The sequence below is a fragment of the Pseudidiomarina tainanensis genome, assembly GCF_004214835.1.
In the GTDB taxonomy this organism is placed as follows: Bacteria; Pseudomonadota; Gammaproteobacteria; order Enterobacterales; family Alteromonadaceae; genus Pseudidiomarina; species Pseudidiomarina tainanensis.
In genome coordinates, this window is the sequence record NZ_PIQJ01000003.1 from 91464 (window position 1) to 117906 (window position 26443).

Sequence of the window (26443 nt, forward strand, 5' to 3'; positions counted from 1 at the left end):
CGGAGTATGTTGTTATGCTTACATTACTGGCAAAATTTTTAAAGGCGCTCAACTCGGAGTCTGGTGCGTGGGCATTAGCGTTTGCTTTTGTGCTTGGTATGATGATGGGGTTCACGCCACTTTGGCGTCTGCATAACTTAGCAATACTGCTGATTGCGTTGCTATTTCGTATTAACCTTACTGGATTTATTCTGAGCTTTATCATTTGCTCGGGAATCGCGTATTTACTTGATCCTTGGTTCCATCAGTTTGGTTTCTATCTGCTGTCGAGCGAAAGCTGGCAACCACTATGGCAATCCATGTATCAATCTGCATTTTGGCGCGTGTTACAGTTTCACCACAGTATTACCTTAGGTAGCTTTATAATTAGTGTTGCCTTTGCGCCCATCCTATTGTTTGTCAGTTTCTTTATCATTACCCAGTATCGTACGCGCATTCAAAAGTGGTTTAACAAGCTCAAGTTAGTGCAAATGCTTAAAGCGAATCGTTTTTGGGTCATTTACTCAGATTTACGGGGGTAAGCTGTTATGTCCGCAACTAATACAAAAAATACCGTTCGCCCAAGCGCTATTCGCTGGTCGGGGCTGAGTGCTTTTATCATTATCTGCGCGCTTCTCGTTGCGTTTTCTTGGTTGCTCCTCGATACCATTATTAAGTGGACCTTGGAGCGAACTATAGGCACCTTAAATGGGGCGGAAGTAAATATTAGCCAAGTGGAACATCACTGGAGCCCACTGGGTTTGAAAATTACTGGTATTCAGGTAACTGATCCCGCAGAGCCCGAATTTAATCGCTTGGTAATTGGTGATGTGACGGGTGAGATTAATGTCGAACAGTTATTGCTTGGTCGCTTCCATTTCGAGAACGTGGTGAGCACTGGTATTCGCGTCCATCAACAACGCTCAGCCCCGGGTGAGGTATATCAGATTCCGGATAAGCAAGACATCCAGGATTGGACCAAAGATGGCTTAGCGAAGTTGAATCTCTCGATGCCTAATGTTGACGACATTATCGCTCGAGTTGATTTGCAGACACCCGCAGCAATTGAACGAGCAAAAGTAACGGTCGCTGAGCAAAAAGCTGTACTGGAAGAAGCACGTGATAGTCTGCCCACTGCAGACGATCTCAAAGCCTATGAAGCTGAACTGAAAAAAATTACTGAAGGTGAGATCAAAACCCCGCAGCAGTTGCAAGAGCGGCGCGAACAATTTAATGCGCTTAAGGAAAAGTTTGAGGCCGACAGAGCACGCTTGAAAGAAGTAAAAGAACAAGCGTCCGCCGCTGTCGATACGTTAAAAGCTGATTTTGAAGCTGTAAAGTCTGCACCGCAGCAAGATTTAGAGCGTGCCCAGCAGCTGATGCAACTTAATAGTGAAGGCCTGAGTGAAATCACGGCAGTTCTCTTTGGTGAGCAAATGCGTCAGTGGAGTCAGTACATCTTGTTGGCTTATGAGCAGTTGGCGCCAATGTTAGCCCGTTCAGCAGATGAAACCTTGGTTAAGCCACAGCGTGGCGAGGGTATATGGTTCGAGTTTAGTGACGCCAACGAACCACCATCGTTTTTAATTAAAAAGGCAAAAACTGAGTTTGCTTGGGGCGAAACCGTACTTGATGTTGATTGGGCAAACATTACCCATCAACATGAGCAACTTGGTCAACCGACAACATTTATGGCGCGTGCCGATAACTCAAGTTTGTGGCAAAACTTAAACTTAAATGGCGAACTTGCACTAACTGCAGAAGGAATTGACGCGAAGCAGCAATGGCAGGTGAAAGGGATTCAACTGAATAGCCTCGAGTTGAGCGAGCAAGCCGAGTTTGTCGCTACTCTGGCGGCGGCACTGCTCGATTCAGAAGGTGAAGTGTCGTTACGCGACAATATGTTTGATGGTGGCGGCACCGTTCGTTTGGCTGATATGAAAGTAGAGGCGAGTGCGCAAAACCGCTGGACGGAAGTTATTGCCAATGCGCTTCGCCAATTAAACCGATTGGATATTAACGCGGATATTCAAGGTGCGCTCAATGCTCCGGAGTTTTCATTTAACTCTGATTTAGATCGTCAATTAGGGAGTGCTTTGAAAGCCGCCGCATTAGATGCCGGTCGTACAGAGCTAGCTGGCTTGCAGTCTAAATTACAGGAGCAGACTGGCGGATTTCTGGGTGAAAACCAAGACGTCTTAGCGAGCTTTTCAACACTTCTTGGTGATGCAGACCAGCGCGATGCGAAGTTGCAAGAATTGCTTAAAGCTAAGTTTGAAAGCAAGCTGGAAGACAAGCTTAAAGATCGTTTGAAAGGCGTTTTAGGTGACTAAGCACAATAAAAAACACCGGCAAATGCCGGTGTTTTTCTCTGCATTTATTGATTGATAAATTCGGCAAGCTCCGTGGCTTTGGATTGAATATTGTAAACGCCATCAAGGTGTCCAAAAATACCGTCAATTTCAGCGTACTGCGGTGCTTTGTCTTGCTCTTTAAGAATCTCTACTGCTTGCTTCGCTAAATAAGGCTGTAATAGCAGGTCATTTTTCGCTGGCAGAAATAGCGTTTTTGCCTTTACCTTACTTAGGCCAGTTGCTAAATCTTGCTCATGTCCAGCGACAAACAATTGATTCGCCCGCACTAAATAAAGAATGTGATTCGCGTCTGCTAATGGCGCGTTCTTAGCGGCCGCACCAAACCAAAAGTCGGTTGCAGGCAAGCCATTGGTCACACTTTCAAGTGCTGCTTTTGGCAGCGTTTCTTGTTTCGGCGATGACTGATTGAAAGCAACTGGGTGCATCGCTTGCTGGGTAATCATTGTTAGTGTACTGGCCAAGCCTTGTAGCGGTGCCTCGCCATCATAGTAATTACCGTGGTTCCAATTCGGATCCAATTTAATTGGACGCGCCCAGTGCTCCAGTGCGGTAATGGTCCAAGCATCCATTGCGCCGGCACCAATCACTGATACCATGCGCTCCACCATATCTGGATAAGCTGCTGACCATTCCAGCGCTTGTAACGAGCCCATTGAAGCGCCCACAACAGCATGTAACTTGTTGATACCTAAGCTGGTAACGAGCGCATGTTGCACGTTGACGAAATCGCGGATAGTGACAACTGGAAAATCTAACCCATAAGGCTTTCCAGTTTTCGGATTAATTGATGCTGGGCCGGTTGTAATCACGTGCGGTAAATGCGGAAATGCATTAACGAGCGTATCCGAACTCAATACGTAGTACTTATTAGTATCAATTGCTTTACCAGGACCAATAATCGCGTCCCAGTAGCCCGACTGCGGGTCATTTGGCGTGTATTTACCAGCCGCATGACTATTGCCGGAAAAGAAGTGAGTAATCAAAATAACATTGTCTTTCGCTTCGTTCAGTTCACCGTAAGCTTCCCAGCCAATGGTCACTTCCGGAATAACTTCGCCACTCACAGTGGCAAAGTTTTTGGTTGTAAATGACTTTTTTTCAACCAATAGTTCAGATGCATGCACGGCACTTACAGACGAAACTGCCATGATAAAAATAAGTGTTGTGAGTCGAAGAATCATGCTGATTGCTCCATCAGATAATTTAAGTACTGCTTACGCAGTTCGTTTTTGATTAATTTACCGGTGCCGGTATGTGGCAGACTATCGACAACAATAATGTCGTCGGGCATCCACCATTTTGCGATTTTACCTTCGAGGAATTTATAAATATCTTGCTTATCAATGTGATGCCCTTTATTAGCGACTACAAGCAACAGCGGGCGCTCGTCCCATTTCGGGTGCTTGACGCCAATCACGCAACCTTCATTAACATCTGGGTGCTGGCTTGCAATATTTTCAATATCTAACGAGCTAATCCATTCACCACCGCTTTTAATGACGTCTTTTTTGCGATCGACGACTTTCATATAACCCTGCGTATCAATCACGGCAATGTCGCCGGTGGCAAGCCAGCCATCAGCAAAAATATCAGGGTCGTCACGGCGGTAATAGCTACTGGCAATCCAAGGGCCACGTACCTTCAATTCTCCCGAAGTAACACCATCGTGTGGGAGCGGGTGACCAGATGCATCAAATATCGCCATATCCACACCGAAACAGGCTCGGCCCGCAGTAGTTTGAATGGCATAGCGTTCGGTTGCAGGAAGCGCCATTATCGCTGCGGTCGGTGGCGCAGAGCAGGCTAACGGGCCCGTTTCAGTCATGCCCCAAATAGGCTGCCAATAAACATCATAAAGCTCGTCATAGGTTTTCACTAAACCAAGCGGAGATGCCGCGCCACCTACGCATACACGCTCTAATGAAGGAATATGCAGCTGATGTTCGTGCAAGTAGTTATGCAAGGTTAGCCAAATTGTTGGAACCCCCAAACCTACAGTGACATTTTCAGAAGTAATAAGCTCATGCATGTCGGCACCACTCATACCGGCGCCGGGTAGCACCAACTTACTTCCCGCAAGCGGGGCAGCGTAGGGGGCGCCCCACGCACCAACGTGATACATCGATACCATCGGCATCAACACGGTGTCGGTGCGTAAGTCGAGTAACTCAGCACTCAGGGTTGCCTGCGCATGCAATACAGTTGAGCGATGCGATGTTAAAACGCCCTTGGGATTACCGGTGGTGCCCGAGGTGTAGCACAACAATGCAGCACTTTGCTCAGAGAAAATAGGCCAATCAAATTCGCGTGGTTGTTCGCTGAGCAAGGTTTCATAATTTTGCACAGGTAACCAGATATGGTCCAACATAGGTTGTTGTTCTGCGTCGGTTAAAATCACAATACCTTTTACCGTTTTGAGCTCGTTGGCAAATTCATCCAGAAGCGGGATAAAGCTCGAGTCAACAAACAGCCAACTCGCTTCAGCATCGTCCAAAATCCACTTGATCTGCTCAGCTATCAAGCGCGGGTTGACAGTATGAATAACGGCGCCAATGCCGCTGACAGCATAATATAATTCGACATGTCGATAGGTATTCCAAGCGAGGGTCGCCACGCGATCGCCAGGCTCAATTTCGAGCTGTTTTAATGCGTGTGCAAGCTGGCACGTGCGCTCGTAACAGGCTTGGTAGGAATACCGATGAATATCGCCTTCTAGCCGTCGCGAAACAATTTCTTGCTGCGGGTGTCGGCGCACCGCATGCCGCAGCAAATCGATAATCAGTAACTGACTATCTTGAACATCGCCTGGTAGGCTGACAGCGGCGCTTGTAGATACTTCAAACATAAAGTGCCTCGATTAAGTGCAAATAATTTATAGCCATATAAACAGGCCAATTGCCACGGCAAGGCCAACAAATGGAACAACGACGGTTACGGCGGCCACTGGCCAATACGCCGCTTGGTGGGTCTCTTTACAAATACCGCGAATGGTCGTTACCACGTAGCCATTGTGCGGCAAGGAATCGAGCGCACCTGAAGAAATCGCCACAATCCGGTGAAGCTGATCCGGATTCACGCCAGCGTCAATATAATGTGGACCAAGCACAGGTAACGCGATGGCTTGACCACCCGACGCTGAACCGGTTAAACCAGCGATAACACTGACCGCAACCGCAGCACCAACAAGTTCATTGCCAGGCAGGCTTGTCATCAATGCGACAGCTTGTTCAAATGCTGGTGTGACTTTAGCGATGCTACCAAAGCCCACCACTGCTGCGGTATTACCGATTGCAACTAAAGCGCCAGTGGACGCTTCGGTTAATGCTTGCGATATATTTTGGAAGTATTTGTGGTTGATGATTGAAATCGCTAAGACCCCGCCAGATAGCGCAATAATCAATGCATTTTGCTTGAGCTCTTCATGAAACATAAAGCTCAGTGCAAGCACCACGATTAATGGCACAAGACCGCTAATGGGGTTAGGTAGTTTACGCTCTAAGTTTTTCGGGTCATCACTGCGCGCTTCAAAGCATTCACCATTCGCCACCGCGCGACGAATCAGTCGGTTCAGCCACCAATAACCAAATAGCGCCATTAAAATCGCTACAAACAAGCTGACTTCCCACGCCGCGTACGGTGACGTGCCGAGGAACTCAATCGGAATCCAGTTTTGGATTTCTGGTGAGCCGGCTGACGTCATGGTAAATGTGACCGAGCCAAAGGCGAGTGCCGCTGGAATAAACCGGCGTGGTAAATTCGCATCTTTAAATAGCGATAGCGCCATGGGATAAACAGAGAACGCAACGACAAAGACACTAACACCACCGTAGGTCAAAATCGCACAAGCCAGAACCACCGCTAGCATTGCTTGCTTGCGGCCGAGTTTTTCAATAATCCATTTGGCAACGCTGTCGGCGGCACCGGTGTCCTCCATGAATTTACCGAAAATCGATCCGAGCAAAAACATGAAAAACCAAGAGGCCACAAAGCCTGAAAATCCGCTCATATAAGCGCTGACGAAATTTAAATCACCCTGGAATAGGGGAACGCTGCTGCATAGTGCAACAAGCACAGCACACAGTGGTGCGCTGATAAATAAGTTCATTCCTCGCAAAGTCAGAATGATGAGCAGGGCTAAGCCCCCAACAAGTCCTATCATGCTTAACATGCATTACCTCTTTGAAGGTTGGTTTCAGGAGTGCCATGACCTGAACTGCTGCATTGATGTGACGTATCATGCTGCAAGCGCACTTTTTTTTACATAGTACTAACGTACAGAATACAAAAGCAAAACTTTAGGCTAGGGTACTTAGGCCATGACAACAGTTTGCTTTCGTTGCACTGAAAATTATTAAAACAACTAGCACACAAAACAACTTAACAATCCGGGAGAACGACATCATGAGTCAACCCATTTTTCGCCGCTCATTACTTGCGATGACCATTGCTTCGGTAATGGCGATGCCAGCCTATGCGCAACAAGAACAGGCCAATGAAGATGAAATGCAAGGTCTTGAACGCATTGAAGTTACTGCACGTCGTAAAACTGAAAGCCTACAAGAGGTTCCGGTATCGGTATCGTCATTTGGTGCGGGCGATCTGGAAGAAATTGGTGTTGAAGACATCACCGAATTGCAGCAGCGTATTCCTAACGCCACCATTCAAGTCAGTCGCGGTACCAACTCAACACTAACCGCATATATTCGTGGTGTCGGCCAACAAGACCCGCTCTGGGGTTTTGAACCTGGCGTGGGTGTTTATATTGATGATGTGTATGTTGCGCGTCCTCAAGGCGCCGTTTTAGAAGTGTTCGATATTGAACGTATTGAGGTACTACGTGGCCCACAAGGTACTTTGTACGGTAAAAACACCATTGGTGGTGCGTTAAAATACGTCACCAAAGAGCTCACTGGATATAATGAGTTATCAGTTCAGGGTGCCATTGGTAGTTACAACCAACGTGACCTGAAAATCTCTGGTCAAACTGCGTTAAGTGATAATTTCTTTGTCGGTGGCGCCATTGCCTCATTACAACGCGATGGTTTTGGTACTTTCTTAAACACCGGCGACGAGAACTACAACAAAGATTTACTGACCTACCGGTTATCGGCTAAGTGGTTGATCAACGAGAATATGGATTTGAAATTCTCTTACGATAACACTGAAGACGAATCAAACGCGAAAGGTGCACATCGTTTACTGACCAGTTCAGTGACCGGCCAAGAGCCACTTGATGATGTGTATGACTCAAACACTGCAATGCCAGTTGATAACTTGGTTGAAACCGAAGGATGGTCATTGGTTTATAACTGGGATATTAACGCCGAGTGGGGCTTTAAATCGGTTACCGCAAGTCGTGAAGGTTATACCAACACCAACATCGACTTTAACTCGACTGGTGAGCCAATCTTCATGGTTCCAGCTATCTATGAAGACGAGCAATTTACCCAAGAATTCCAAGTAAATTACAGCAACAACGACAACTTTGATTTTGTCGGTGGTGTGTACTTCTATGATGGTGAAGCTTGTGGTGTATTCGGAACCGTTCTACCAATGTACCTCGCTGCCTTAGGCGGTGTAACAGTTGATAATGGTGGTTGTGTGCAAACCGACAGCTTTGCAGTGTTCGGTCAAGGTAACTATCAAATGACTGACGACCTGACGTTAACGGTCGGTGGTCGTTACACCAAAGATGAGAAAGAAGCAGATGTCTTCCGTTATACCTACTTAGGCGTGCACTACGTCAATACGGCCCCAGTGGACAGTTTTGGCGACCCATTTGCGGTGAACTCAGAGTTTACGACGAAAGCTGATTGGAGCCGATTCTCACCGCATGTTGCCTTAAACTATAAGGTTTCTGACGATGTCATGGTTTACGGTAGTTACAGCAATGGCTTTAAGTCAGGCGGCGTCGATATGCGTGCTGACCAGTCGTTGAACCCAACGATTAACGAGCCGTACGATCCAGAAATCGTTGATACCGTCGAGTTCGGGGTGAAGTCTGAGTTGTTGGACGGCCGTATGCGTCTGAACAGCGCCATCTTCTACTCTGATTATCAAGATATGCAAGTGACGGTACAGCGTGTTGTGCCAGCAGGTATTTCATCGCAAGTATTGAACGCCGGTGAGTCGACGGTGAAAGGTTTTGAGGTTGAATCAGTATTCGCGGCAACCGATACCTTGAACTTCACTGCTATGCTTGGCTATATCGATGCTGAATTCGATTCAGTTGTCTATGAAGAGCCGGCAACCGGTGAAACCACTGATGTAACCGATGCTTGGTCATTCCAAAATACACCAGAATTGACGTACAGCATTGGCTTTAATAAGTCATTCGAAATGGCGGGTGGTGAAATTGTATGGTCAGCAAACTATGCCTATCGTGATGACGTGCAAATGTTTGAAGCCCCGTCACCGCTTGACCAAGAAGGTTACGGTTTACTCAACACCAGCGTAGTGTGGTATTCGGCTAACGGCAACTGGACGGTTGGCGTACACGGCAAGAACCTAACTGACGAAGAATATCGTGTTGGTGGTTACAACTTCGGACCAACCTTCGGCGATGACGCAGTTGTCGGTTACTACGGTGATCCACGCACTGTTTCCCTGGCTGTGGGGTATAAGTTTTAATTTATCCCCACTTGGTGGTTACCTGTCGCAAATGGCAGGTAACCACTGACTTTTTTCATTGGACGCGCTAGCATGGATACTTTCGATAAACATTCCATAGGTTCAGGCATGGCGCGAGCAATCATTGCAGATGATCATCCATTATTTCGGGCAGCGTTAAAACAAGCATTACTTGAAACTCTGGTTGCCCCTATTCTCGAAGTCGCCTCATTTGAGCAGTTGTTGCAAGTTATTGAGCAAGAACCCCAAGTTGAACTTGTATTGTTAGATTTGACCATGCCAGGTAATCGCGGGCTAACCGGACTTACCTCCTTGCGTAGTCGTTACCCTGATATCTTGGTCGTTATAGTGTCGGCTAACGAACAATTGCAGACAATTCGTCAAGCCATGGCATTTGGTGCTAGTGCCTATATTCCAAAATCGATGCCGCTCGCTGAATTACAGCAAGCTGTTCACTGTGTGCTTGCGGGCGACACTTGGTTGCCGACGCATTTACGTGATGCAGTTGAAGCCGAACATCCAGAACAATATCTCGATTTTGCGCAGCGTCTTGAGCAGCTAACACCACAGCAATTTCGCGTGTTGGAATGTTTAGCTGATGGCTTGTTAAATAAGCAGATTGCTTATGAATTGAATGTGCAAGAGACAACGATTAAACAGCATGTGTCTGCCATTTTGCGCAAGCTAAACGTCATCAATCGAACCCAAGCTGGCATCCTCTTCAAACAAATGCTGAATGCCAGTGAATTTAGCGACGCAACAGACGTTTAACCAGCCGCTTTAACGCCGCCGTTTTGATTGGCTTCGGGGTAAACAGTGCCGACTTGGCAATAACCTGCTCACGCACTGTTTCATCGGGGTCAGCGGAGTTGATAATGGCAGGAATGGTCGCATTTTCATAGTGCTCGCGAACCGCTTCAAGTACCGCAATGCCGGTATCTTGCTCGTCCAAATGGTAGTCAAATACTAACAAGTCCGGCTCGTGTTCATGCCATGGCAATTGCGCGCGACTGGTTGCCACAACCACTCGGGCTCCCCAGTGCGTAAATAACTGTTCCATTGCTTGCAGCACTTGCGCATCATTATCGAGTAACCAAACGTTGGTATTTTCCAGAAATCGTTCAGCGCTCAATGTTTGCGGCGGTGCGACCCGTGGTATCGACTTTTGCCACGTCACATTATGTAGCGATAAGGTGAATACCGTACCTTTGCCAACCGTTGACTCTAATGAAAGTGGAATACCCAGTAGCCGACACATTCGCTCTACAATCGCTAACCCCAGCCCCAAACCTGGGTTATCTCCCGATTGGCTGACTTGATGAAACTCGCGGAATATTTTGTCGCGTTGATCCGCTGGTATGCCTCTACCGGTGTCATAAATTTTGAGTTGGACGCTATCACCGTGGCGTTTCAAACCGATCATAACTTTCCCTGAATCGGTGTAGCGCACCGCATTAGACAGAAGATTTTGAATGATACGGCTAATCATCTTCCGGTCAGTAAATAGCTGAGCGTGAGTTGCGACATAACGTATTTGAAGATTTTTTTCTGCCGCAATAATGCGTTGGCTATCAACCAGTGGTTGAATCACATCGTGCAAGGCGATTTGTTGTTTGTTGACCGGAAGGTTACCCGCTTCAAGTCGGGTCATTTCAAGCAGCATGGTCAGCAGTTCTTCTGCATTTTGTAATGATTGCTGTATTTGACGCGATAGCTTGGCCGCATCACCGTCAAGCCGTTGCGTTAGCATGTCGCAGAACAATGTTGCGGCATTAAATGGTTGCATCAAATCGTGACTAACCGCCGCAAAGAAACGCGACTTACTCTGATGCGCGCGCTCTTCTGCTTGTTTTGCTTCAACCAACTGAACGGTTCTATCGGCGACCCGTTGTTCCAACTCTAAATTTACTTTCTCAAGTGCGCGCTGCGCTTCAACGAGCTCCGTAATGTCGGTGTACGTCGTGACAAACCCGCCACCCGGCATTGGCGCACCCTGTAATTCAATCACATGTTGGCCTTGCTGGCGCTGGTAACGATAGGCGCTGCCTTGGCGTAGATAGTTTAAGCGCTTTTCAACTTCATCGTTTAAATCAGATTGTGAGTCCGTATTAATTAAGCCACGTTGCGCGTTGTAACGGAGGAGATCGGCTACCGGCATGCCAGCTTGCAGAAATCCTGATGGATATTCAAATACTTCAACGTAGCGGTGATTCCAAGCCACGAGGCGAAGGTCTTGGTCAATCACGCTAATTCCTTGCGGAATATTTTCGACTGAGGCCTGTAATAACTCACGATTGAATTTATAAAGCTGCGATGCCTCAGTGGCCCAAGTGACTACTTGCGCAATCGGTACCGAAGGTTGCTGGGTTACGGTATCGAGCAGGATACGGCTGGCGGCGCTACCAATGACCGCTGAGAGTTCACGTTCAATTCGGGCAAGCAATGAGCCAGGCACCAGCTCGTCAGCATTGTCGATAGTCAGACCGTGATTTAGGCGTTCGCTCAAACGCTCAAGCTCAACCGAATCGAAAAATCGTGCTAACAATTGGCGTAAGCGGCCCCAAGTGATGGGCTGATGCTGATAAAGCTCGGCATGACCACCCGTCGGGTCTGTGAACAAACGTCGTTGCTGTTGCTCGATAGTCGAAGATTTAGAAACGAATGAGGCAAACACGTATAGCGCTAAGTTAACGCCAAGGCTTACCAGTACCCCAAAACTCAATTCAGTATCGGATAGACCGCGGTTGAGTTGGACTGACGGGAGAAACAACAGCCATAGCCACAATGCGGTACCGGCGGCAATGCCAAAAGTGGCCCCCGTGTAGTTGCCGCGCTGCCAGATGATACCGCCGAGTAAAGCTGGCGCTAACTGTGCCAATAAAGCTAACGACAGGAGGCCGGCGTTGACTAATGGTAAATTCGCTTCGGTTAACTTGTGAAAGCCAAACGCCAGAATAATAATCAGTGCGATGGTGGTGCGCCGAATAGCTAAAATACGTTGCGAAGTAAATGACACATTACGTAATTTACGCTTGGTTGCCTTTAACCAAAATGGCATGACAACGTCGTTGGACATCATAATACTCAGAGCCAGCGTCGCGATGATAACCATACTGGTCGCCGAGGCAAGCCCACCAACAAAGGCAACGGCGGTAACCGCTGGTTGGTCGGCTTCTAACAGCAACGTAATCATGAACGTATCCGTTTGTGCCGCTTCGGGAACAAGTAACAAACCAGCCAGGGCAATTGGCAAAATGAACAAATTAATGGCAAATAAATACAGCGGAAATGCCCAGCGTGCGGCTCTTAGCTCTTCGGGATCGGTATTTTCGATGTAACTGACATGGAACTGGCGCGGTAAACAAAACATTGAAATGGCGCCCAGTAGAATATGCGTGACATACACAAAGGCGCCGTCATCGCGACCCGTTAGAACAGTGCTAATTTCGGCTGTTTGCGAAGCTTGAATGAACACATCGGCAACGCCATCGAACATGGCGTAACTCACGAATGCGCCAACGCCCATAAACGCTAGTAGCTTAACAATGGATTCAAATGCAACGGCGTCCATTAAGCCAGAATGCTGTTCGGCCAAGCTCATGCGTCGAGTACCGAATAATATTGCAAACATCATCATCGCCAGCGCCACGAGGGCCGCTACATCACCAAACCATGGCAACGGTTTTTCTGCCAGTCCAGTAACCGCCGCAAAGCTTCCGGTAACAGCGCGTAATTGCAGTGCAATGTAGGGCACGATACCAATCAGGGCAATCAGTGCCACAGTTACTGCAAGCGTGGGTGATTTGCCATAACGATGGCTAATAACATCAGCGATTGAGGTTAAGTTTTGCTGTTTACAGACGTGTAGTAGGCGCATTTGAATGCGGTGCGCAAATAAAAACACCAACATGGCGCCAATGTATGTCGGCGCAACCGACCAACCGTAATAAGCGGATTGCGTGATGGTGCCGTAAAACGCCCAAGTGGTGCAGTGAATACCTTGTGCAAGCGCATAACGATAGGGTTTGACTTGATTTGGAGGTTTGCGCTCACCGCGATACGCGATGCTGTATAAGATGGCGATATAAATAATTGCGATGAGTATAGCAAACCCAGTACTGAGCATGGTTAACGGTGCCCATCCTGATTCTCATGAAAGACTATGAGAGACCATTGCCAGCGAATCGCGCCTAAGCGTATTAATAATGTGGTGATACCACCGATTAAAATCGCAAACAATTGCGAGTACGGCTCAATCAGTACAAACACTGATGCACCAATGAGGCAAGTTGTGGCATACAACTCACCTTTTAACACCATGGGGATATCGCGTGCGAGGACATCGCGTAGCATACCGCCAAAACAGGCAGTCATGGTACCCATAATCACGCAGATGAGTGGTGAAAAACCTGCTTCAAAGGCTTTCAGTGCGCCCATCACGGTAAAGAACGAAACGCCCACCGCATCGGCGAGTAACAAGGTTTTTTGATGAATGTAATCTTTGTAGCGCAACCATAGAATAGTGACTAAAGCGGCAAGGGCAACGGTGTATAAATAGTATGGATCGTATACCCAAAACACCGGCATATCTAAAATGAGATCGCGCGTAGTTCCACCACCGATAGCGGTTACGGTAGCCAATACGATGACGCCAAAGCCATCCATGTTTTTGCGAAACGCCAATAAGGTGCCAGAAACCGCGAAAACGGCGACGCCTAAATGGTCAATCCAATAAAATAATGTGGCCAATTCCATGTTGTTATTGTGGTTCCTAATATGGTTCGTAACCGTTGCACGTACTGAAATACTAGTTTACGTCAATTTACTCCCTATTTAAGCAGAAATTCGTTAGAATGCCCGCCATTCATTAAAAATTAGAAATTAGGGCTTGTTTGCAATATATTCAGCCCCATTTCTAACCTCAATAACTTAAAAATACAGTAAGGGGATATTCATGGATTTCTTAATTCCAACAGCGTACGCACAAGAAGCCGGAGCACCACAAGGTGGCGGTATGGAACTGGTTTTCATGCTGGTTATGTTCGGCTTGATTTTCTATTTCATGATTTACCGTCCACAAGCAAAACGTGTGAAAGCGCATAAAGAATTGGTATCAAGCATCAGCAAAGGTGATGAAGTACTGATGAACGGTGGTTTTGTTGGCCGTATCAGCAAAATTTCAGACGATAAAGACTTTATGGTGATCACAGTTGCCGAAGGTATGGAAGTAACAGTTCAGAAATCAGCGGTTACTGCAGTACTGCCAAAAGGTACGATGAAATCTCTGTAATAAGAGATAAGGATTTAACGTGTTAAATAAGTTTCCGTTGTGGAAGAACTTGATGGTAATCGCCGTATTGGCGATTGCTGCCTTGTATGCGCTTCCAAATTTGTACGGTGAAGATTACGCCGTGCAAATCTCGGCAAGTCGTAATGCATCTGTAACGACAGATACGTTAGGGCGTGTTGAACAAACCCTTGAGCAATTGGACATCACACCCAAGGGTGTCACGCTTGAGAACGAGCAGATTTTGGTTCGCGTCAATTCTGATGTTGAACAATTGCAAGCTCGGGATGCGCTGTTAAAAGAGCTAGGCACCAACTATATCGTTGCTTTGAATCTAGCCCCGGCGACGCCAGACTGGTTGGCAGATATCGGTGCAGAGCCGATGAAACTCGGTCTTGATTTGCGCGGCGGTGTTCACTTCTTAATGGAAGTGGATATGCAAGAAGCAGTGCGTAAAATTCAAGACCAAATGCGTGACACCGTTCGCTCTGAATTGCGCGAAGAACGCATTCGTTCAACCAGTATTCGCCGTGACGATTCAGACGTTGTGGTCGAATTGCGCAGTGCCGAAGATTACGCCGCAGCGGAGCAGTACTTAGATAACCGTTACCCTGGATATACGCTCATTGAAGACGAAGCAACGCAAACGCTGCGTCTGCGTATGACTGAAGCAAAACTGAAAGAGACCCAAGATTACGCCATTTCACAAAACGTGACGATTCTTCGTAACCGTGTGAACGAGCTTGGTGTTGCCGAGCCTATCGTGCAGCGTCAAGGTGCTGAGCGCATTGTGGTTCAATTACCGGGTGTGCAAGATACAGCTCGCGCTAAGGAAATCTTGGGCGCAACAGCGACCCTCGAGTTCCGTTTGGTCGATGATGAAAATAGTTTGCGTGATGCCGAAATGGGTCGTGTGCCGTTTGGTTCAGAATTGTTTCCTAACCGTAACGGTGGTAACACCTTATTACGCGAAGACGTGATCTTAACGGGTGACCATATTGTTAATGCCACGTCAGGTTTTGACGAAAACCAGCGTCCCCAAGTGAGTATCTCACTCGATGGTGCTGGCGGCGACAAAATGTCGCTGGCGACACGTGACAACATTGGCAAACCGATGGCCACGTTGTTTATTGAATTTAAAGCAACTGGCGAGCGTGACGAGAACGATCGCATCGTGTTCGAACGTCACGCGGAAGTGATTAACGTTGCCACTATTCAAGCCCGCCTAGGTAGCAATTTCCGAATTACTGGTATCAGTTCGCAACAAGAAGCTCAGAACTTAGCGCTGTTACTGCGTGCCGGTGCTTTGATTGCACCAATCCAAATCGTAGAAGAACGAACTCTAGGTCCGAGTCTCGGTAAAGAGAATATCGCCTTGGGAACACAAGCCATATTATGGGGCTTTATCCTCGTTATCTTCTTTATGGTGCTGTATTACAAGAAGTTTGGTCTGGTTGCGAACCTTGCTCTAACGGCTAACCTAGTTCTTATTGTTGGCGTTATGTCCATGATCCCTGGCGCCACGCTTACCTTGCCAGGTATGGCCGGTATTGTTTTGACTGTTGGTATGGCGGTTGATGCGAACGTACTCATATTTGAGCGTATTCGCGAGGAAATTCGTGACAAACGAAGTCCGCAACAAGCCATTCACCATGGTTATGATAGCGCATTTTCGACCATTATGGATGCCAACATTACCACGTTGATTGTTGCAATCATCTTGTTTGCGGTGGGTACAGGGCCAGTTAAAGGCTTTGCGGTAACCCTCGCAATCGGCATTATCACCTCGATGTTTACCGCAATTATCGGTACCCGTGCAGTTATAAACGCTGTCTGGGGTGGCAAGCGCATCGATAAATTGTCGGTATAAGGGGTACTGTTATGCATGAGATTATTAAGACAAATAAAACGATACCATTCATGCGCTATCGTCTTGGCGCATGGTTTATTAGTGGCTTATTGATTATCGCGTCTATCGTGAGCTTGAGCGTCAACCAGTTGAACTGGGGGCTTGATTTCACTGGTGGTACCGTCATCGAAGTTGGCTATGAAACTGCCGCTGATTTGCCAGCAGTGCGCCAAACCCTAGACGCCAATGGGTTCGGTGGCGCCGTTGTACAAAACTTCGGTACACAACAAGATGTTTTGATTCGTATCGAGCCGCGTGAAGGCGTTAAAGCACAAGAGCTAGGTAATCAAATCTTATCTTTGCTACAAGCCGAATCTGACGGTCAAGTGGAAATGCGTCGGATTGAGTTCGTTGGGCCGCAAGTGGGTGACGAGTTGACCGAGCAGGGTGGTTTAGCGATGTTAACCGCGCTGATCTGTATTCTCATCTATATTGCATTGCGCTTCGAGTGGCGACTCGCTCTCGGTGCTGTAGGCGCATTGGCGCACGATGTCATCATCACCCTTGGCTTGTTCTCAGTGCTCGGGCTTGAGTTCGATTTGACGGTATTGGCAGCGTTGCTCGCGGTAATTGGTTATTCAATTAACGATACCGTGGTGGTATGTGACCGAATTCGTGAAAACTTCCGTAAGTACCACAAAGGTACCTCGCAGGAGATTATTGACGGTGCCTTAACAGATACGATGAGCCGGACGGTGATCACGTCGTTAACCACGATTTTAGTATTGATGGCACTATTTTTCTTAGGCGGCCAGTTAATCCACGGTTTTGCGACAGCGTTATTGTTTGGTGTCATCATTGGTACCTATTCATCAATCTATATTGCCAGCTCATTAGCGCTTGCGCTTGGTGTTAGTCGTGAAGACTTGATGCCGCCAGAGGTGGAAAAAGAGGGTGAAGATTTAGACCCGATGCCATAGGGCTAAAGTCACAAACAAACGGAGATAACGATGCTAGTAGTCATATCGCCAGCAAAGAACTTAGATTACGACAGTCCATTGCCAACCGCTGAACATTCGCAGCCGCGCATGTTAGAACGGGCGCAGGAACTGGTGGATCGGTGCCAAGCGCTATCTCCGATGCAGTTAAGCGAATTAATGAAAATTAGCGATAAGTTGGCAGGTCTCAATGCTGCTCGGTTCGCCGAGTGGCATACGCCATTTACGCCAAACAATGCGCGTCCTGCTATTTATGCATTTGACGGTGATGTATACAGTGGTTTAGCCGCAGAAAAGTTATCTGCTGAATCAATTGCCTATGCTCAGGAACATTTACGCATATTGTCAGGTCTATATGGTGTATTGAGGCCACTCGACTTAATGCAGCCTTACCGATTAGAGATGGGCACCAAGCTCGACACGTCGCGTGGACGTAATTTGTATGAGTTTTGGGGCGATGAAATTACTGACATGCTCAATGAAGATTTAGAGACGATCGATTCAGAGCTGGTCATTAATTTAGCGTCACACGAATACTTCTCAAGCGTGCAAACAAAACGTTTGAAAGCGCAAATTGTGACCCCAGTGTTCAAGGACGAGAAAAACGGTGAGTACAAGGTTATTAGCTTTTGGGCTAAAAAAGCACGCGGTATGATGGCGCGCTATATTATGACCGAACAGCCGAAGTCAGTGGCAGAACTGCGCCAGTTCAACGCCGGTGGTTATCGATTTAACGCCGATGAATCTACCGATAGTGAATTGGTTTTTTATCGAGCTGAGCGCGATCAGAAATAATCGAGCAAGGGGCAAATAATGAGAGATTTTGGGCAAGATCCATCACCGGCAGCAACAACCGCCACCAATAAAGGTAAGTTGATTATCAGTGTTATTGTGTTACTCGCAATAGCAATTGCTGTGGTGTTCTATCTTGCCAAGCAACAGGAGCAAGCGGCGAAGCCAGAAATCAAGCAACCTGCGCCAGTTGTTCAAGAGTCTCAACAACCAGAACCCGAAGCTGAACTGGAAACCTCGCCAGAAATTGATGAGCCGGTGCCTGAAATTAGCGAAACAGTTGAACTAGAGCCTGAACCTGAGCCGGAAGTACCGTTGCCAGACATGGCGAATAGCACCACGGCAGTGTTAGATGAACTGAAAGCTGCAGAGCAAAACGTTGAGCCTATCTCTGGTCAGCAACTGATTCGCGATACCGTTGTGTTTGTCGATAACTTGCGCCAAGGGTTAGTGATTCGCGAGAAAGCTGTTATTGCAGGCCCTACCGCGTCATTCCGAGTGCTCGAACAAAACGGCAAAATTTATATCGACCCGCGTAGCTATGATCGCTACAACCCAATGGTTGACTGGTTTGTTAGTTTAGATACAGATGTGTTGGTGTCGATGTTTGAACGCTATCAACCGCTGGTGAAGCAAGCCCTTGGTGAAATTGGTTACCCCGACCAAGATCCAAACCAGATGTTGTTAGAAGCGATTAACGTGTTGCTGGAAACTCCGTCGGTTGGAACCGTTATCGAATTAAATGATGATAGCGTCATGTATCGCTATGCAGACCCGACCTTGGAAGCATTGCCAGCAGCACAGAAGCAAATGTTACGTACCGGTCCAGATAATATTCGCCGTATCAAATTGAAACTTGAAGCGATTCAAGACGCATTAATGCAGTAAGCAACCATGACACAATCTTATCCTGAGTCCATACCGGATAACGTTAAAGGGGCATTTCCGTTACGCGGGAATGCCTTTAGTCGTTGGGTTGGTCGTGTTGGCTTGCGTTTGTTGGGTGGCTGGCGTGTCGTTGGCGATTTGCCGCATGTGAAAAAGGCGATTATACCGGTTGCACCGCATACCTCGAATTGGGATTTCTTTATTGGTGTTTTTGCCATGTTGGCACTTGGCCTGAACTTAAGTTACCTCGGCAAACACACCATTTTTCGTTTCCCAGTAAATGGCTTATTGCGTTGGCTGGGTGGAATTCCTGTTGATAGACGAGCAGCCAGCGGCGTCGTTGAACAAATGGTGGCGCAGTTTAACCAGCGCGACCATTTAATCTTAGCGTTGTCACCAGAGGGAACACGCAAGAAAGTCGCCGAGTGGAAAAAAGGTTTTCTCCATATCGCGCAGGCGGCGCAGGTACCAGTGGTGCCGATTGCACTAGATTTCTCAAGGAAGGTCGTGGAGATTACCCCAGCATTTATGATCACCGGTTCAATTGATGATGAATTGCAGCGAGTTAAAGATGCTCTGGCTCATGCAGTAGGAAAATATCCAGAACATGCCTGATTGGCAAAATTGTGCTATCATCCCGCCGATTTTTAGAAAAGGATCCAACCATGAACGTCATTGAAGGCGGAATTGCCGCCCCAGGTAAGAAATTTGCGATTGTTGTTTCTCGGTTCAATCACTTTGTGGTTGATAGCCTGCTCGAAGGCGCATTAACAACGCTGAAGCACTATGGCCAAGTCAATGCTGACGATATTACGGTCGTGCGAGTTCCTGGCGCTTACGAGATTCCACTGACTGCAAAAAAATTAGCTAAATCAGGTCGCTATAATGCGATTATTGCTGTTGGCGCAGTGATCCGTGGCGGTACACCGCATTTTGATTTCGTTGCTGGTGAAAGCAATAGTGGATTAGGTCGTGTGGCACTGGAGCACGAGATTCCAGTCGCGTTTGGTATTATTACCACCGACAGCATTGAACAAGCTATTGAGCGCAGTGGCACAAAAGCCGGAAACAAAGGCTCTGAAGCTGCTTTGAGTGCGCTCGAAATGGTTAATGTTCTGAGTCAAATTTAAGAGAGTTATTCATGAAACCAGCTGCACGCCGTAAGGCAAGAAAGCTCGCCGTTCAGGCAATATATTCATGGCAGTTGTCACAAAATAGCATGAGTGACATTGAAGCCCAGTTTTTAACCGATAATGACACCAGTAAAGTAGATGTTGATTACTTTTTGGCGTTAGTACGCGGTGTTGCTGGGCAATCATCAACTTTAGATGAAGCTCTTGAACCATTTTTAGACCGTCCGCTCAAAGATCTCGACCAAGTAGAACGCGCCGTGCTGCGTTTAGCTGCGTATGAGTTGCGTGAGCGCTTGGATGTGCCATACAAAGTTGCTATCAACGAAGCGATTGAATTAGCGAAATCGTTTGGCGCTGATGATAGTCATCGTTTTGTGAATGGTGTTCTTGATAAAGCTATCGACTCACTCCGCGCTGCTCGTCAGTAAGCGTTATTGCTATGGCCTTTGGCGAATTTGATCTGATTGAAACCTATTTCACACATCGTCTACCGCAACGTGACGATGTTGATTTAGGTATTGGTGACGACGGCGCAATTGCGCGGGTTCCTGAAAATAGTGAACTGGTGATTGTTACCGACACTATGGTTGAGGGCGTGCATTTTGATCGCGATACCCCGGCTCGCGCACTAGGCCATAAAGTCGTTGCGGTGAATCTTAGCGATTTAGCAGCAATGGGAGCAGAACCCGCATGGATCAGCCTCGCTATTACGTTACCGGAAATCAACGATGACTGGTTAACCGGCTTTGCGCATGGTTTACGTGAAATCTGCGACTACTACAATTGCCAACTCATTGGTGGCGATACGACACAAGGTCCGCTATCAGTAACGATCACCGCCCACGGTTTTGTGCCTACAGGCAAAGCGTTACGTCGCAGTGGTGCGAAGCCAGGCGATTGGATTTACGTGAGCGGCACCTTAGGTGATGCTGGGTTAGCTTTAGCTGCTCGCCAACATCGCCAGCAGTTAAGCCCTGATTATCAACGTAAACTCACTGAACGCCTGTATTTCCCATCACCGCGTGTCGCCCTAGGTCAATCATTGCGTGGAATAGCCAGTAGTGCTATCGACGTATCAGACGGACTACTCGCCGATTTGCGCCATATTCTTAAAGCATCGCATGTTGGTGCACGTTTAAGTGTCGACGAAGTGCCCTTATCGTTGGCCTTAACGGAGAGCCTCACCGAGGAACAAGCGCTGATTTACGCTTTAACGAGTGGCGATGATTACGAATTGTTGTTTACCGTGCCAGAAGCCCAGCGGGGCTTGTTTGATACGGTGACTGCACATAGCCCTAGCAAACCTGTATGCATAGGACGGGTCACCAAAGATGCCGAAATGATTCAGTTGTTACATGATGACGAACCGTGGCAACTCCCCGATATTACACCAGGTTTCGAACATTTTCGTTCGCCTGCTGATTCATCCGCAGAGTAAATGATGAAGCGTTTATTGTTGCATCCAGTTCACTGCTTGGCGTTTGGTTTTGGCAGTGGGCTTGCGGCAAAAGCGCCGGGAACCTTTGGCACGTTAGCAGCAATTCCACTTGTTTATGCAATGCAACTGAGTGGTTTGCTCACCTACAGTATCATTACCATCATTGCTGCCATCGTTGGCTTTTGGATTTGTGGTTACACCGCAAAAACATTAGGCGTGCATGACCATCCTGCGATTGTTTGGGATGAAATTGCTGGCTATATGATTGCAATGATTGCATTGCCATTCACGTGGTACAACGTTTTGGCGGCATTCGCACTGTTTCGCTTTTTTGATATCGTCAAGCCAGGACCAATCGGTTGGTGCGATCGAAACTTAAAAGGTGGGGCGGGCATTATGGTTGACGACTTGCTGGCCGGAGTGGCCAGCACCGTAGTTTTACATGCTGCTCATGCGTTGCTTAATCTGAGCCTCTAAGCCTGCGGCATCGAGTTGTAACTCAGCACGGATTTCTTCTTGGCTACCATGTTTAATAAACTCATCAGGCAAGCCAAGATGAAGCATTTGCACTGTCTTACCTTGTTGGGCCAAGTATTCACTGACGGCGCTACCAGCCCCACCAGCAACTACATTTTCCTCAACACTCACCAATAGATCGTGCTCAGCGGCAAGCGAATCGATGAGGTTGGTATCCAGTGGCTTCACAAAACGCATATCGGCCACGCTGGCATTAAGCGTTTCAGCACAGCTCATCACCTCGCTAAGCAATGTACCGAAGTTAAGAATCGCGACCTTTTTACCTTCACGAACCATGCGGCCTTTGCCGATCTCAAGCTTCTGCATTTGCTCATCCATGCTCACACCCGAGCCATTACCGCGTGGATAACGAACGGCTGCCGGCCCTTGGTGCAGGTGGCCGGTGAAGAGCATATTACGACACTCGTTTTCATCGCTCGGTGTCATGATGACGATGTTCGGCACACAGCGCATGTAACTGATATCGAACGCGCCTTGATGGGTTGGGCCATCGGCACCAACAATACCGGCTCGATCAATCGCAAATAGCACCGGTAAATTCTGTAGCGCCACATCGTGAATGAATTGATCGTAGCCACGCTGTAAAAACGTTGAGTAAATCGCAACCACCGGATGATAGCCGCCGATTGCTAAACCCGCACCAAAAGTTACCGCGTGCTGCTCGGCAATGGCAACATCAAAATATTGCTGTGGAAACTTCTGCGAAAACTCGACCATACCTGAGCCTTCACGCATAGCTGGTGTTACGGCCATAAGTTTCTCATCTGCAGCAGCCATTTCGCAGAGCCAATCACCAAATACTTTTGAATAAGACGGCGTAGCGGCCTTTTTGCTAGGTAATGAGGTTTGCGACGGATCAAATTTAGGCACACCGTGGTAACCAATTGGATCTTTTTCAGCCGGTGCGTAGCCCTTACCTTTGCGCGTCACAATGTGCAAAAACTGTGGGCCCTTCAAATTACGCATATTGCGAAGGGTATCAACCAACAGGTTCACATCATGACCATCAATCGGGCCAATATAATTAAAACCCAGCTCTTCAAAGATCGTGCCCGGCGCAACCATGCCTTTCATATGCTCTTCGGCGCGGCTCGCAAGGTGAGAAATGCCTGGCATACCTTGCAATAGCTTTTTACCGCCTTCACGAATGGAGGTATATACCTTGCCCGATAATACGCGCGCCAAATGGTTATTCAATGCGCCAACATTTTCCGAAATCGACATGTCGTTGTCATTCAGAATCACCAACATGTCGGGTTTGATATCACCCGCGTGATTCAAGGCTTCGAAAGCCATGCCCGCGGTAATCGCACCATCGCCAATAATCGAAACAACTTTTTGCTGGGTATTGTTGCGTTGTGCAGCAATGGCCATGCCTAAAGCAGCGCTAATTGAGGTACTCGAATGGCCGACGCTGAGTGTGTCGTATTCACTTTCTGGACGCCATGGGAACGGGTGTAAGCCGTCTTTCTGACGAATGGTATGCAGTTGGTCTTTACGGCCAGTGAGAATCTTGTGTGGGTAGGCTTGATGGCCAACATCCCATACGAGTTGATCATGCGGTGTCGAGTAAACGTAGTGTAGCGCCACCGTCAGCTCAACGGTGCCTAACCCGGAGGCAAGGTGACCACTGCTTTGGCTTACTGAGTTTAATAGAAACTCGCGCACTTCGGCACAGAGCTGCGGCAACTGACGTTCGTTTAACAAACGTAAGTCGGCAGGTGTATTGATGCTGTCCAACAAAGCTGTTGAAGCGGCTGAGTGACTACTTGATGACGACATGTATTAATGATCCCGGTTCAGCAGATGATCTGCGAATGCTTCCAATAATTTGGTATTGTAAGGAATTTTGCCCAGCGCATGAAGCGCTTTATGGTGTAAATCGTTGAGGCGCTGCTGCGCACCCTCTAAGCCAAGTAAACTAACATAGGTGGTTTTGTTAGCTTCAATATCGCTACCTTGGGTTTTGCCGAGCGCTTCAGTATTGCCAATTACATCTAAAATATCATCGCGCACTTGAAATGCTAACCCTAAATAATGCGCAAAAGCATCAAAGTGGGCGCGATATGGCTGTGCATCGTCGTTGCCGGCGAGTACTCCCAGTTGTACCGCTGCTCGAATCAGCGCACCGGTTTTATGAATGTGCACTTGTGCGAGTTCTGATTCAGGCACGGCATTGCCGGTGGCTGCTATATCTAAAGCTTGACCGCCGCACATCCCACGATCACCACTGGCATCAGCCAATACATGAATCATTTCGAGTTGGCGCGTGGCGTTTAATTGTTTATCTGGTGTACTGAGTAACTCAAAAGCTAATGTTTGTAATGCATCACCTGCGAGTATAGCGGTGGCGTCATCAAAGGCGATATGACAAGTTGGGTGGCCTCGTCGCAAGCTATCGTTATCCATGGCTGGTAGGTCATCATGCACCAATGAATAAGCATGGATACATTCAACCGCAGCTGCCGCGCGCTCTAAACTATGGGCATCAGCACCGCATAACGCACCGACGTGCAAGGTCAAAAATGGCCGAACACGTTTGCCGCCGAGAACCAAAGCATAATGCATTGCTTCATTTAATCGCGGTGCTATTGCCACACGTTCCTGCAACAAGCGCGACAAATAGTTATTAATATGCTCTTTGGTGTCGTTGAGTTGCTGCGTCAGATTCACGCCTCATCCTCGGCATTGGGTTGAAATGGCGTGAGATTTTCTTGGCCTTGCTGCTGCAATAGCTGGCTGACTTTTTGTTCCGCTTGTTGCAGTTTCTGTTGGCTCAAACGAGATAATTTTACCGCTTGCTCGAATTGCTCCAGCGCTTGTTCAAGAGGCAACTCACCCTGTTCTAACTGCACAACAATTTTTTCAAGTTGTTGCATGGCTTGTTCGAAAGACAAATCACTCATAAGGCATGGTATCCAGTAGCTACGTGGAATAATGGCGCACAAGTTACCTTGATTCCGTAGCGTGGTCAAATCAGGTATAATGCCGCCTTTTTACACTCAGTAACAGTAACGGCATCAAATAATCTCATGAAATTTATAGTTCGATTGCACGCAGAAATCACCATTAAAAGTAAAGGCGTTCGGAAACGCTATGGCAAGGTACTGGTAAATAATCTGAAAAGTATCTTGCGCCGTAACGACGTTAACGCCAAGGTGATCTGGTGTTGGGATCGAATCGAGGTTGTTGTCGCCGATGACGCACAACAAGATGCGAACCAAGTGAGTGATATTTTACAACGAGTTCCTGGAATTTCTTGGTTTAGCCGTTCGCATGAGCTACCACTTCCCAAAGGCGACCCAACCGACTTCACGCCAATTATGGAAGAAGTATTAGCGTGTTGGCAGGCTATCATTCCGGGTCAAAGCTTTGCTGTGCGAGTGAAGCGCAAAGGTGAGCATCCGTTTCGTTCCCTTGATTTAGAGCGCTATTTAGGCGGTGCCATTCTCAAACATTGCGCGGATAGCAAGGTCAACCTGAAGAAGCCGGATATTGAAGTTCGCGTTGAAATTGATCATGACGTTGTGCGCGTGTTCGGGCACAAAGAACAAGGCTTAGGTGGATTCCCGTTACCAACACAAGAAAATGTGTTGAGTTTGCTCTCCGGTGGTTTTGACTCGAGTGTTGCCAGTTTCCAGTTGTTACGTCGCGGTGCGCGAGTTCACTTTTGCTTTTTTAACCTAGGTGGCGCGCAACACGAAACAGGCGTTCGACAAACGGCTTATTACCTTTGGCAGCAATACGCGAGTTCGCATCCGCTAAAGTTTATTAGTATTGATTTTGCCCCTGTGGTTGAAGAAATTCTTACCAAGGTTGATAACGGCTTGATGGGCGTGGTGTTAAAACGGCAAATGTTGCGGGCGGCGGAAATCGTTGCGAACAACTTACACACTGCGGCGATTGTTACTGGTGAAGCGCTAGGACAAGTATCAAGCCAAACATTGAGTAACTTAAGTGTGATTGATGAAGCAACCGATAAATTGGTGCTGCGCCCGTTAATCACCATGGATAAGCAAGAAATCATTAACATTGCGCAACAAATTGGTACCGCCGATTTTGCCCGAAGTATGCCAGAATATTGTGGTGTGATTTCGAATAAGCCAACGGTCAAGGCACAGCGCGATGCGCTAGCTGAAGCGGAAAGTCAGCTCGATACTGAATTGATTAAGCAGGTGGTGCGTCAATCGCGTGTTGAAGATGTGAGCCAAATAGGTGAAGCAACTGAGCAACGCGTTCAAAAAGTTGATGCAGTGCAGAGTGTCAACGGTGCGACTCACGAAATCATTGATATTCGCACTCAGGATGAAGTGGATAATAAGCCTTTTAACGCACCAAAAGACGATATTGTGGTTCGCCATATTCCGTTTTTCAAATTGGCGACAGCGTTTGCTGATTTAGATAATAGTAAAACTTATTTGTTGTATTGTGAAAAGGGTGTCATGAGCAAGTTGCAGGCTTTGTATTTGCAAGAGCAAGGGCACCAAAATGTAGCGGTATATCAGCCGCCGTCAAAGTAAACAACGTGGCTTAAATC

The 26443-nt window shown here is 47.5% G+C and carries 23 protein-coding genes; 15 read left to right on the forward strand and 8 right to left on the reverse strand.

Annotation, left to right across the window (positions count from 1 at the left end; genetic code table 11):
• The first annotated feature begins 14 nt into the window (after nt 1-14).
• Both CWI82_RS10530 and CWI82_RS10535 read left to right on the forward strand, forming a co-directional pair.
• Nucleotides 15-521 (forward strand): TIGR03546 family protein, encoded by a 507-nt coding sequence (locus CWI82_RS10530; protein ID WP_130203506.1) that lies wholly within the window; start codon nt 15-17, stop codon nt 519-521.
• A 6-nt stretch (nt 522-527) separates the two neighbouring features.
• Nucleotides 528-2312 carry a TIGR03545 family protein gene (locus tag CWI82_RS10535; protein WP_130203507.1) on the forward strand — a complete coding sequence of 595 codons (1785 nt, stop codon included), beginning with the start codon at nt 528-530 and terminating at the stop codon, nt 2310-2312.
• A 44-nt stretch (nt 2313-2356) separates the two neighbouring features.
• Here the strand turns inward: CWI82_RS10535 and CWI82_RS10540 are convergent, their stop codons facing one another.
• The 3 genes from CWI82_RS10540 to CWI82_RS10550 are packed head-to-tail and all read right to left on the reverse strand — an operon-like array spanning nt 2357 to nt 6522.
• Nucleotides 2357-3535 carry an E22 family MetX-like putative esterase gene (locus CWI82_RS10540; protein ID WP_199286269.1) on the reverse strand — a complete coding sequence of 393 codons (1179 nt, stop codon included), beginning with the start codon at nt 3533-3535 and terminating at the stop codon, nt 2357-2359.
• Nucleotides 3532-5199: a long-chain fatty acid--CoA ligase gene (locus tag CWI82_RS10545; RefSeq protein WP_130203508.1), complete on the reverse strand. Its 1668-nt coding sequence runs from the start codon at nt 5197-5199 to the stop codon at nt 3532-3534. The genes CWI82_RS10540 and CWI82_RS10545 overlap by 4 nt, the downstream gene beginning before the upstream one ends.
• A gap of 27 nt (nt 5200-5226) precedes the next feature.
• Nucleotides 5227-6522: a GntP family permease gene (locus tag CWI82_RS10550; RefSeq protein ID WP_130203509.1), complete on the reverse strand. Its 1296-nt coding sequence runs from the start codon at nt 6520-6522 to the stop codon at nt 5227-5229.
• A 233-nt stretch (nt 6523-6755) separates the two neighbouring features.
• On the opposite strand from CWI82_RS10550, the gene CWI82_RS10555 reads away from it, so the two are divergent.
• Both CWI82_RS10555 and CWI82_RS10560 read left to right on the forward strand, forming a co-directional pair.
• Nucleotides 6756-8984, forward strand: coding sequence for a TonB-dependent receptor (locus CWI82_RS10555; RefSeq protein ID WP_092858456.1), 2229 nt, complete (start codon nt 6756-6758; stop codon nt 8982-8984).
• A 72-nt stretch (nt 8985-9056) separates the two neighbouring features.
• Entirely contained in the window at nt 9057-9755 is a 699-nt protein-coding gene (locus tag CWI82_RS10560; protein WP_233340254.1) for a response regulator, read from the forward strand.
• Here CWI82_RS10560 and CWI82_RS10565 read toward each other — a convergent pair.
• Complete coding sequence (locus CWI82_RS10565; RefSeq protein WP_092858452.1) at nt 9733-13110, reverse strand: hybrid sensor histidine kinase/response regulator; 3378 nt, start codon at nt 13108-13110, stop codon at nt 9733-9735. The two genes, CWI82_RS10560 and CWI82_RS10565, sit on opposite strands and share 23 nt — an antisense overlap.
• Before the next feature lie 2 nt (nt 13111-13112).
• Nucleotides 13113-13739 carry a trimeric intracellular cation channel family protein gene (locus CWI82_RS10570; protein ID WP_130203510.1) on the reverse strand — a complete coding sequence of 209 codons (627 nt, stop codon included), beginning with the start codon at nt 13737-13739 and terminating at the stop codon, nt 13113-13115.
• Between the two features lie 199 nt (nt 13740-13938).
• Between CWI82_RS10570 and yajC the strand changes: the two genes are divergently transcribed.
• The 10 genes from yajC to CWI82_RS10620 are packed head-to-tail and all read left to right on the forward strand — an operon-like array spanning nt 13939 to nt 21846.
• A complete protein-coding gene (yajC, locus tag CWI82_RS10575) occupies nt 13939-14274 on the forward strand; it encodes a preprotein translocase subunit YajC (protein ID WP_092858448.1) in 336 nt (111 codons plus the stop codon).
• A 19-nt stretch (nt 14275-14293) separates the two neighbouring features.
• The gene (gene secD / locus CWI82_RS10580; protein WP_130203511.1) at nt 14294-16141 is read left to right on the forward strand and encodes a protein translocase subunit SecD; all 1848 of its coding nucleotides are present in this window, start codon (nt 14294-14296) and stop codon (nt 16139-16141) included.
• An 11-nt stretch (nt 16142-16152) separates the two neighbouring features.
• Nucleotides 16153-17100 carry a protein translocase subunit SecF gene (secF, locus tag CWI82_RS10585; protein ID WP_130203512.1) on the forward strand — a complete coding sequence of 316 codons (948 nt, stop codon included), beginning with the start codon at nt 16153-16155 and terminating at the stop codon, nt 17098-17100.
• A 30-nt stretch (nt 17101-17130) separates the two neighbouring features.
• Nucleotides 17131-17913 (forward strand): peroxide stress protein YaaA, encoded by a 783-nt coding sequence (yaaA, locus tag CWI82_RS10590; protein ID WP_092858442.1) that lies wholly within the window; start codon nt 17131-17133, stop codon nt 17911-17913.
• A gap of 18 nt (nt 17914-17931) precedes the next feature.
• Nucleotides 17932-18798: a DUF3014 domain-containing protein gene (locus tag CWI82_RS10595; protein ID WP_130203513.1), complete on the forward strand. Its 867-nt coding sequence runs from the start codon at nt 17932-17934 to the stop codon at nt 18796-18798.
• 6 nt (nt 18799-18804) lie between these two features.
• A complete protein-coding gene (locus tag CWI82_RS10600) occupies nt 18805-19413 on the forward strand; it encodes a lysophospholipid acyltransferase family protein (protein WP_130203514.1) in 609 nt (202 codons plus the stop codon).
• A gap of 50 nt (nt 19414-19463) precedes the next feature.
• The gene (gene ribH / locus CWI82_RS10605) at nt 19464-19928 is read left to right on the forward strand and encodes a 6,7-dimethyl-8-ribityllumazine synthase (RefSeq protein WP_130203515.1); all 465 of its coding nucleotides are present in this window, start codon (nt 19464-19466) and stop codon (nt 19926-19928) included.
• 11 nt (nt 19929-19939) lie between these two features.
• Complete coding sequence (nusB, locus tag CWI82_RS10610) at nt 19940-20359, forward strand: transcription antitermination factor NusB (RefSeq protein ID WP_092858434.1); 420 nt, start codon at nt 19940-19942, stop codon at nt 20357-20359.
• Nucleotides 20360-20370: 11 nt separating this feature from the next.
• Entirely contained in the window at nt 20371-21369 is a 999-nt protein-coding gene (gene thiL / locus CWI82_RS10615) for a thiamine-phosphate kinase (protein ID WP_130203516.1), read from the forward strand.
• The gene (locus tag CWI82_RS10620) at nt 21370-21846 is read left to right on the forward strand and encodes a phosphatidylglycerophosphatase A family protein (protein ID WP_130203517.1); all 477 of its coding nucleotides are present in this window, start codon (nt 21370-21372) and stop codon (nt 21844-21846) included.
• Here CWI82_RS10620 and dxs read toward each other — a convergent pair.
• Genes dxs through CWI82_RS10635 form a run of 3 tightly spaced genes read right to left on the reverse strand, consistent with a single transcriptional unit; the run spans nt 21808 to nt 24812 of the window.
• A complete protein-coding gene (dxs, locus tag CWI82_RS10625) occupies nt 21808-23688 on the reverse strand; it encodes a 1-deoxy-D-xylulose-5-phosphate synthase (RefSeq protein WP_130203518.1) in 1881 nt (626 codons plus the stop codon). The two genes, CWI82_RS10620 and dxs, sit on opposite strands and share 39 nt — an antisense overlap.
• Nucleotides 23689-23691: 3 nt before the next feature.
• Nucleotides 23692-24579 carry a (2E,6E)-farnesyl diphosphate synthase gene (gene ispA, locus CWI82_RS10630; protein ID WP_130203519.1) on the reverse strand — a complete coding sequence of 296 codons (888 nt, stop codon included), beginning with the start codon at nt 24577-24579 and terminating at the stop codon, nt 23692-23694.
• Nucleotides 24576-24812, reverse strand: coding sequence for an exodeoxyribonuclease VII small subunit (locus tag CWI82_RS10635; protein WP_130203520.1), 237 nt, complete (start codon nt 24810-24812; stop codon nt 24576-24578). Before CWI82_RS10635 ends, ispA begins: the two co-directional genes overlap by 4 nt.
• A 126-nt stretch (nt 24813-24938) precedes the next feature.
• Here CWI82_RS10635 and thiI point away from each other — a divergent pair, with 126 nt between their 5' ends.
• The gene (thiI, locus tag CWI82_RS10640; RefSeq protein WP_130203521.1) at nt 24939-26426 is read left to right on the forward strand and encodes a tRNA uracil 4-sulfurtransferase ThiI; all 1488 of its coding nucleotides are present in this window, start codon (nt 24939-24941) and stop codon (nt 26424-26426) included.
• Nucleotides 26427-26443: the final 17 nt, after the last annotated feature.

What these genes read in the sequence shown, in the direction of transcription:
- CWI82_RS10530 (WP_130203506.1), top strand. Translation starts at nt 15, where the DNA reads ATGCTTACATTACTGGCAAAATTTTTAAAGGCGCTCAACTCGGAGTCT.
- CWI82_RS10535 (WP_130203507.1), top strand. Translation starts at nt 528, where the DNA reads ATGTCCGCAACTAATACAAAAAATACCGTTCGCCCAAGCGCTATTCGC.
- CWI82_RS10540 (WP_199286269.1), bottom strand. Translation starts at nt 3,535, where the DNA reads ATGATTCTTCGACTCACAACACTTATTTTTATCATGGCAGTTTCGTCT.
- CWI82_RS10545 (WP_130203508.1), bottom strand. Translation starts at nt 5,199, where the DNA reads ATGTTTGAAGTATCTACAAGCGCCGCTGTCAGCCTACCAGGCGATGTT.
- CWI82_RS10550 (WP_130203509.1), bottom strand. Translation starts at nt 6,522, where the DNA reads ATGTTAAGCATGATAGGACTTGTTGGGGGCTTAGCCCTGCTCATCATT.
- CWI82_RS10555 (WP_092858456.1), top strand. Translation starts at nt 6,756, where the DNA reads ATGAGTCAACCCATTTTTCGCCGCTCATTACTTGCGATGACCATTGCT.
- CWI82_RS10560 (WP_233340254.1), top strand. Translation starts at nt 9,057, where the DNA reads ATGGATACTTTCGATAAACATTCCATAGGTTCAGGCATGGCGCGAGCA.
- CWI82_RS10565 (WP_092858452.1), bottom strand. Translation starts at nt 13,110, where the DNA reads ATGCTCAGTACTGGGTTTGCTATACTCATCGCAATTATTTATATCGCC.
- CWI82_RS10570 (WP_130203510.1), bottom strand. Translation starts at nt 13,739, where the DNA reads ATGGAATTGGCCACATTATTTTATTGGATTGACCATTTAGGCGTCGCC.
- yajC (WP_092858448.1), top strand. Translation starts at nt 13,939, where the DNA reads ATGGATTTCTTAATTCCAACAGCGTACGCACAAGAAGCCGGAGCACCA.
- secF (WP_130203512.1), top strand. Translation starts at nt 16,153, where the DNA reads ATGCATGAGATTATTAAGACAAATAAAACGATACCATTCATGCGCTAT.
- yaaA (WP_092858442.1), top strand. Translation starts at nt 17,131, where the DNA reads ATGCTAGTAGTCATATCGCCAGCAAAGAACTTAGATTACGACAGTCCA.
- CWI82_RS10595 (WP_130203513.1), top strand. Translation starts at nt 17,932, where the DNA reads ATGAGAGATTTTGGGCAAGATCCATCACCGGCAGCAACAACCGCCACC.
- CWI82_RS10600 (WP_130203514.1), top strand. Translation starts at nt 18,805, where the DNA reads ATGACACAATCTTATCCTGAGTCCATACCGGATAACGTTAAAGGGGCA.
- ribH (WP_130203515.1), top strand. Translation starts at nt 19,464, where the DNA reads ATGAACGTCATTGAAGGCGGAATTGCCGCCCCAGGTAAGAAATTTGCG.
- nusB (WP_092858434.1), top strand. Translation starts at nt 19,940, where the DNA reads ATGAAACCAGCTGCACGCCGTAAGGCAAGAAAGCTCGCCGTTCAGGCA.
- thiL (WP_130203516.1), top strand. Translation starts at nt 20,371, where the DNA reads ATGGCCTTTGGCGAATTTGATCTGATTGAAACCTATTTCACACATCGT.
- CWI82_RS10620 (WP_130203517.1), top strand. Translation starts at nt 21,370, where the DNA reads ATGATGAAGCGTTTATTGTTGCATCCAGTTCACTGCTTGGCGTTTGGT.
- dxs (WP_130203518.1), bottom strand. Translation starts at nt 23,688, where the DNA reads ATGTCGTCATCAAGTAGTCACTCAGCCGCTTCAACAGCTTTGTTGGAC.
- CWI82_RS10635 (WP_130203520.1), bottom strand. Translation starts at nt 24,812, where the DNA reads ATGAGTGATTTGTCTTTCGAACAAGCCATGCAACAACTTGAAAAAATT.
- thiI (WP_130203521.1), top strand. Translation starts at nt 24,939, where the DNA reads ATGAAATTTATAGTTCGATTGCACGCAGAAATCACCATTAAAAGTAAA.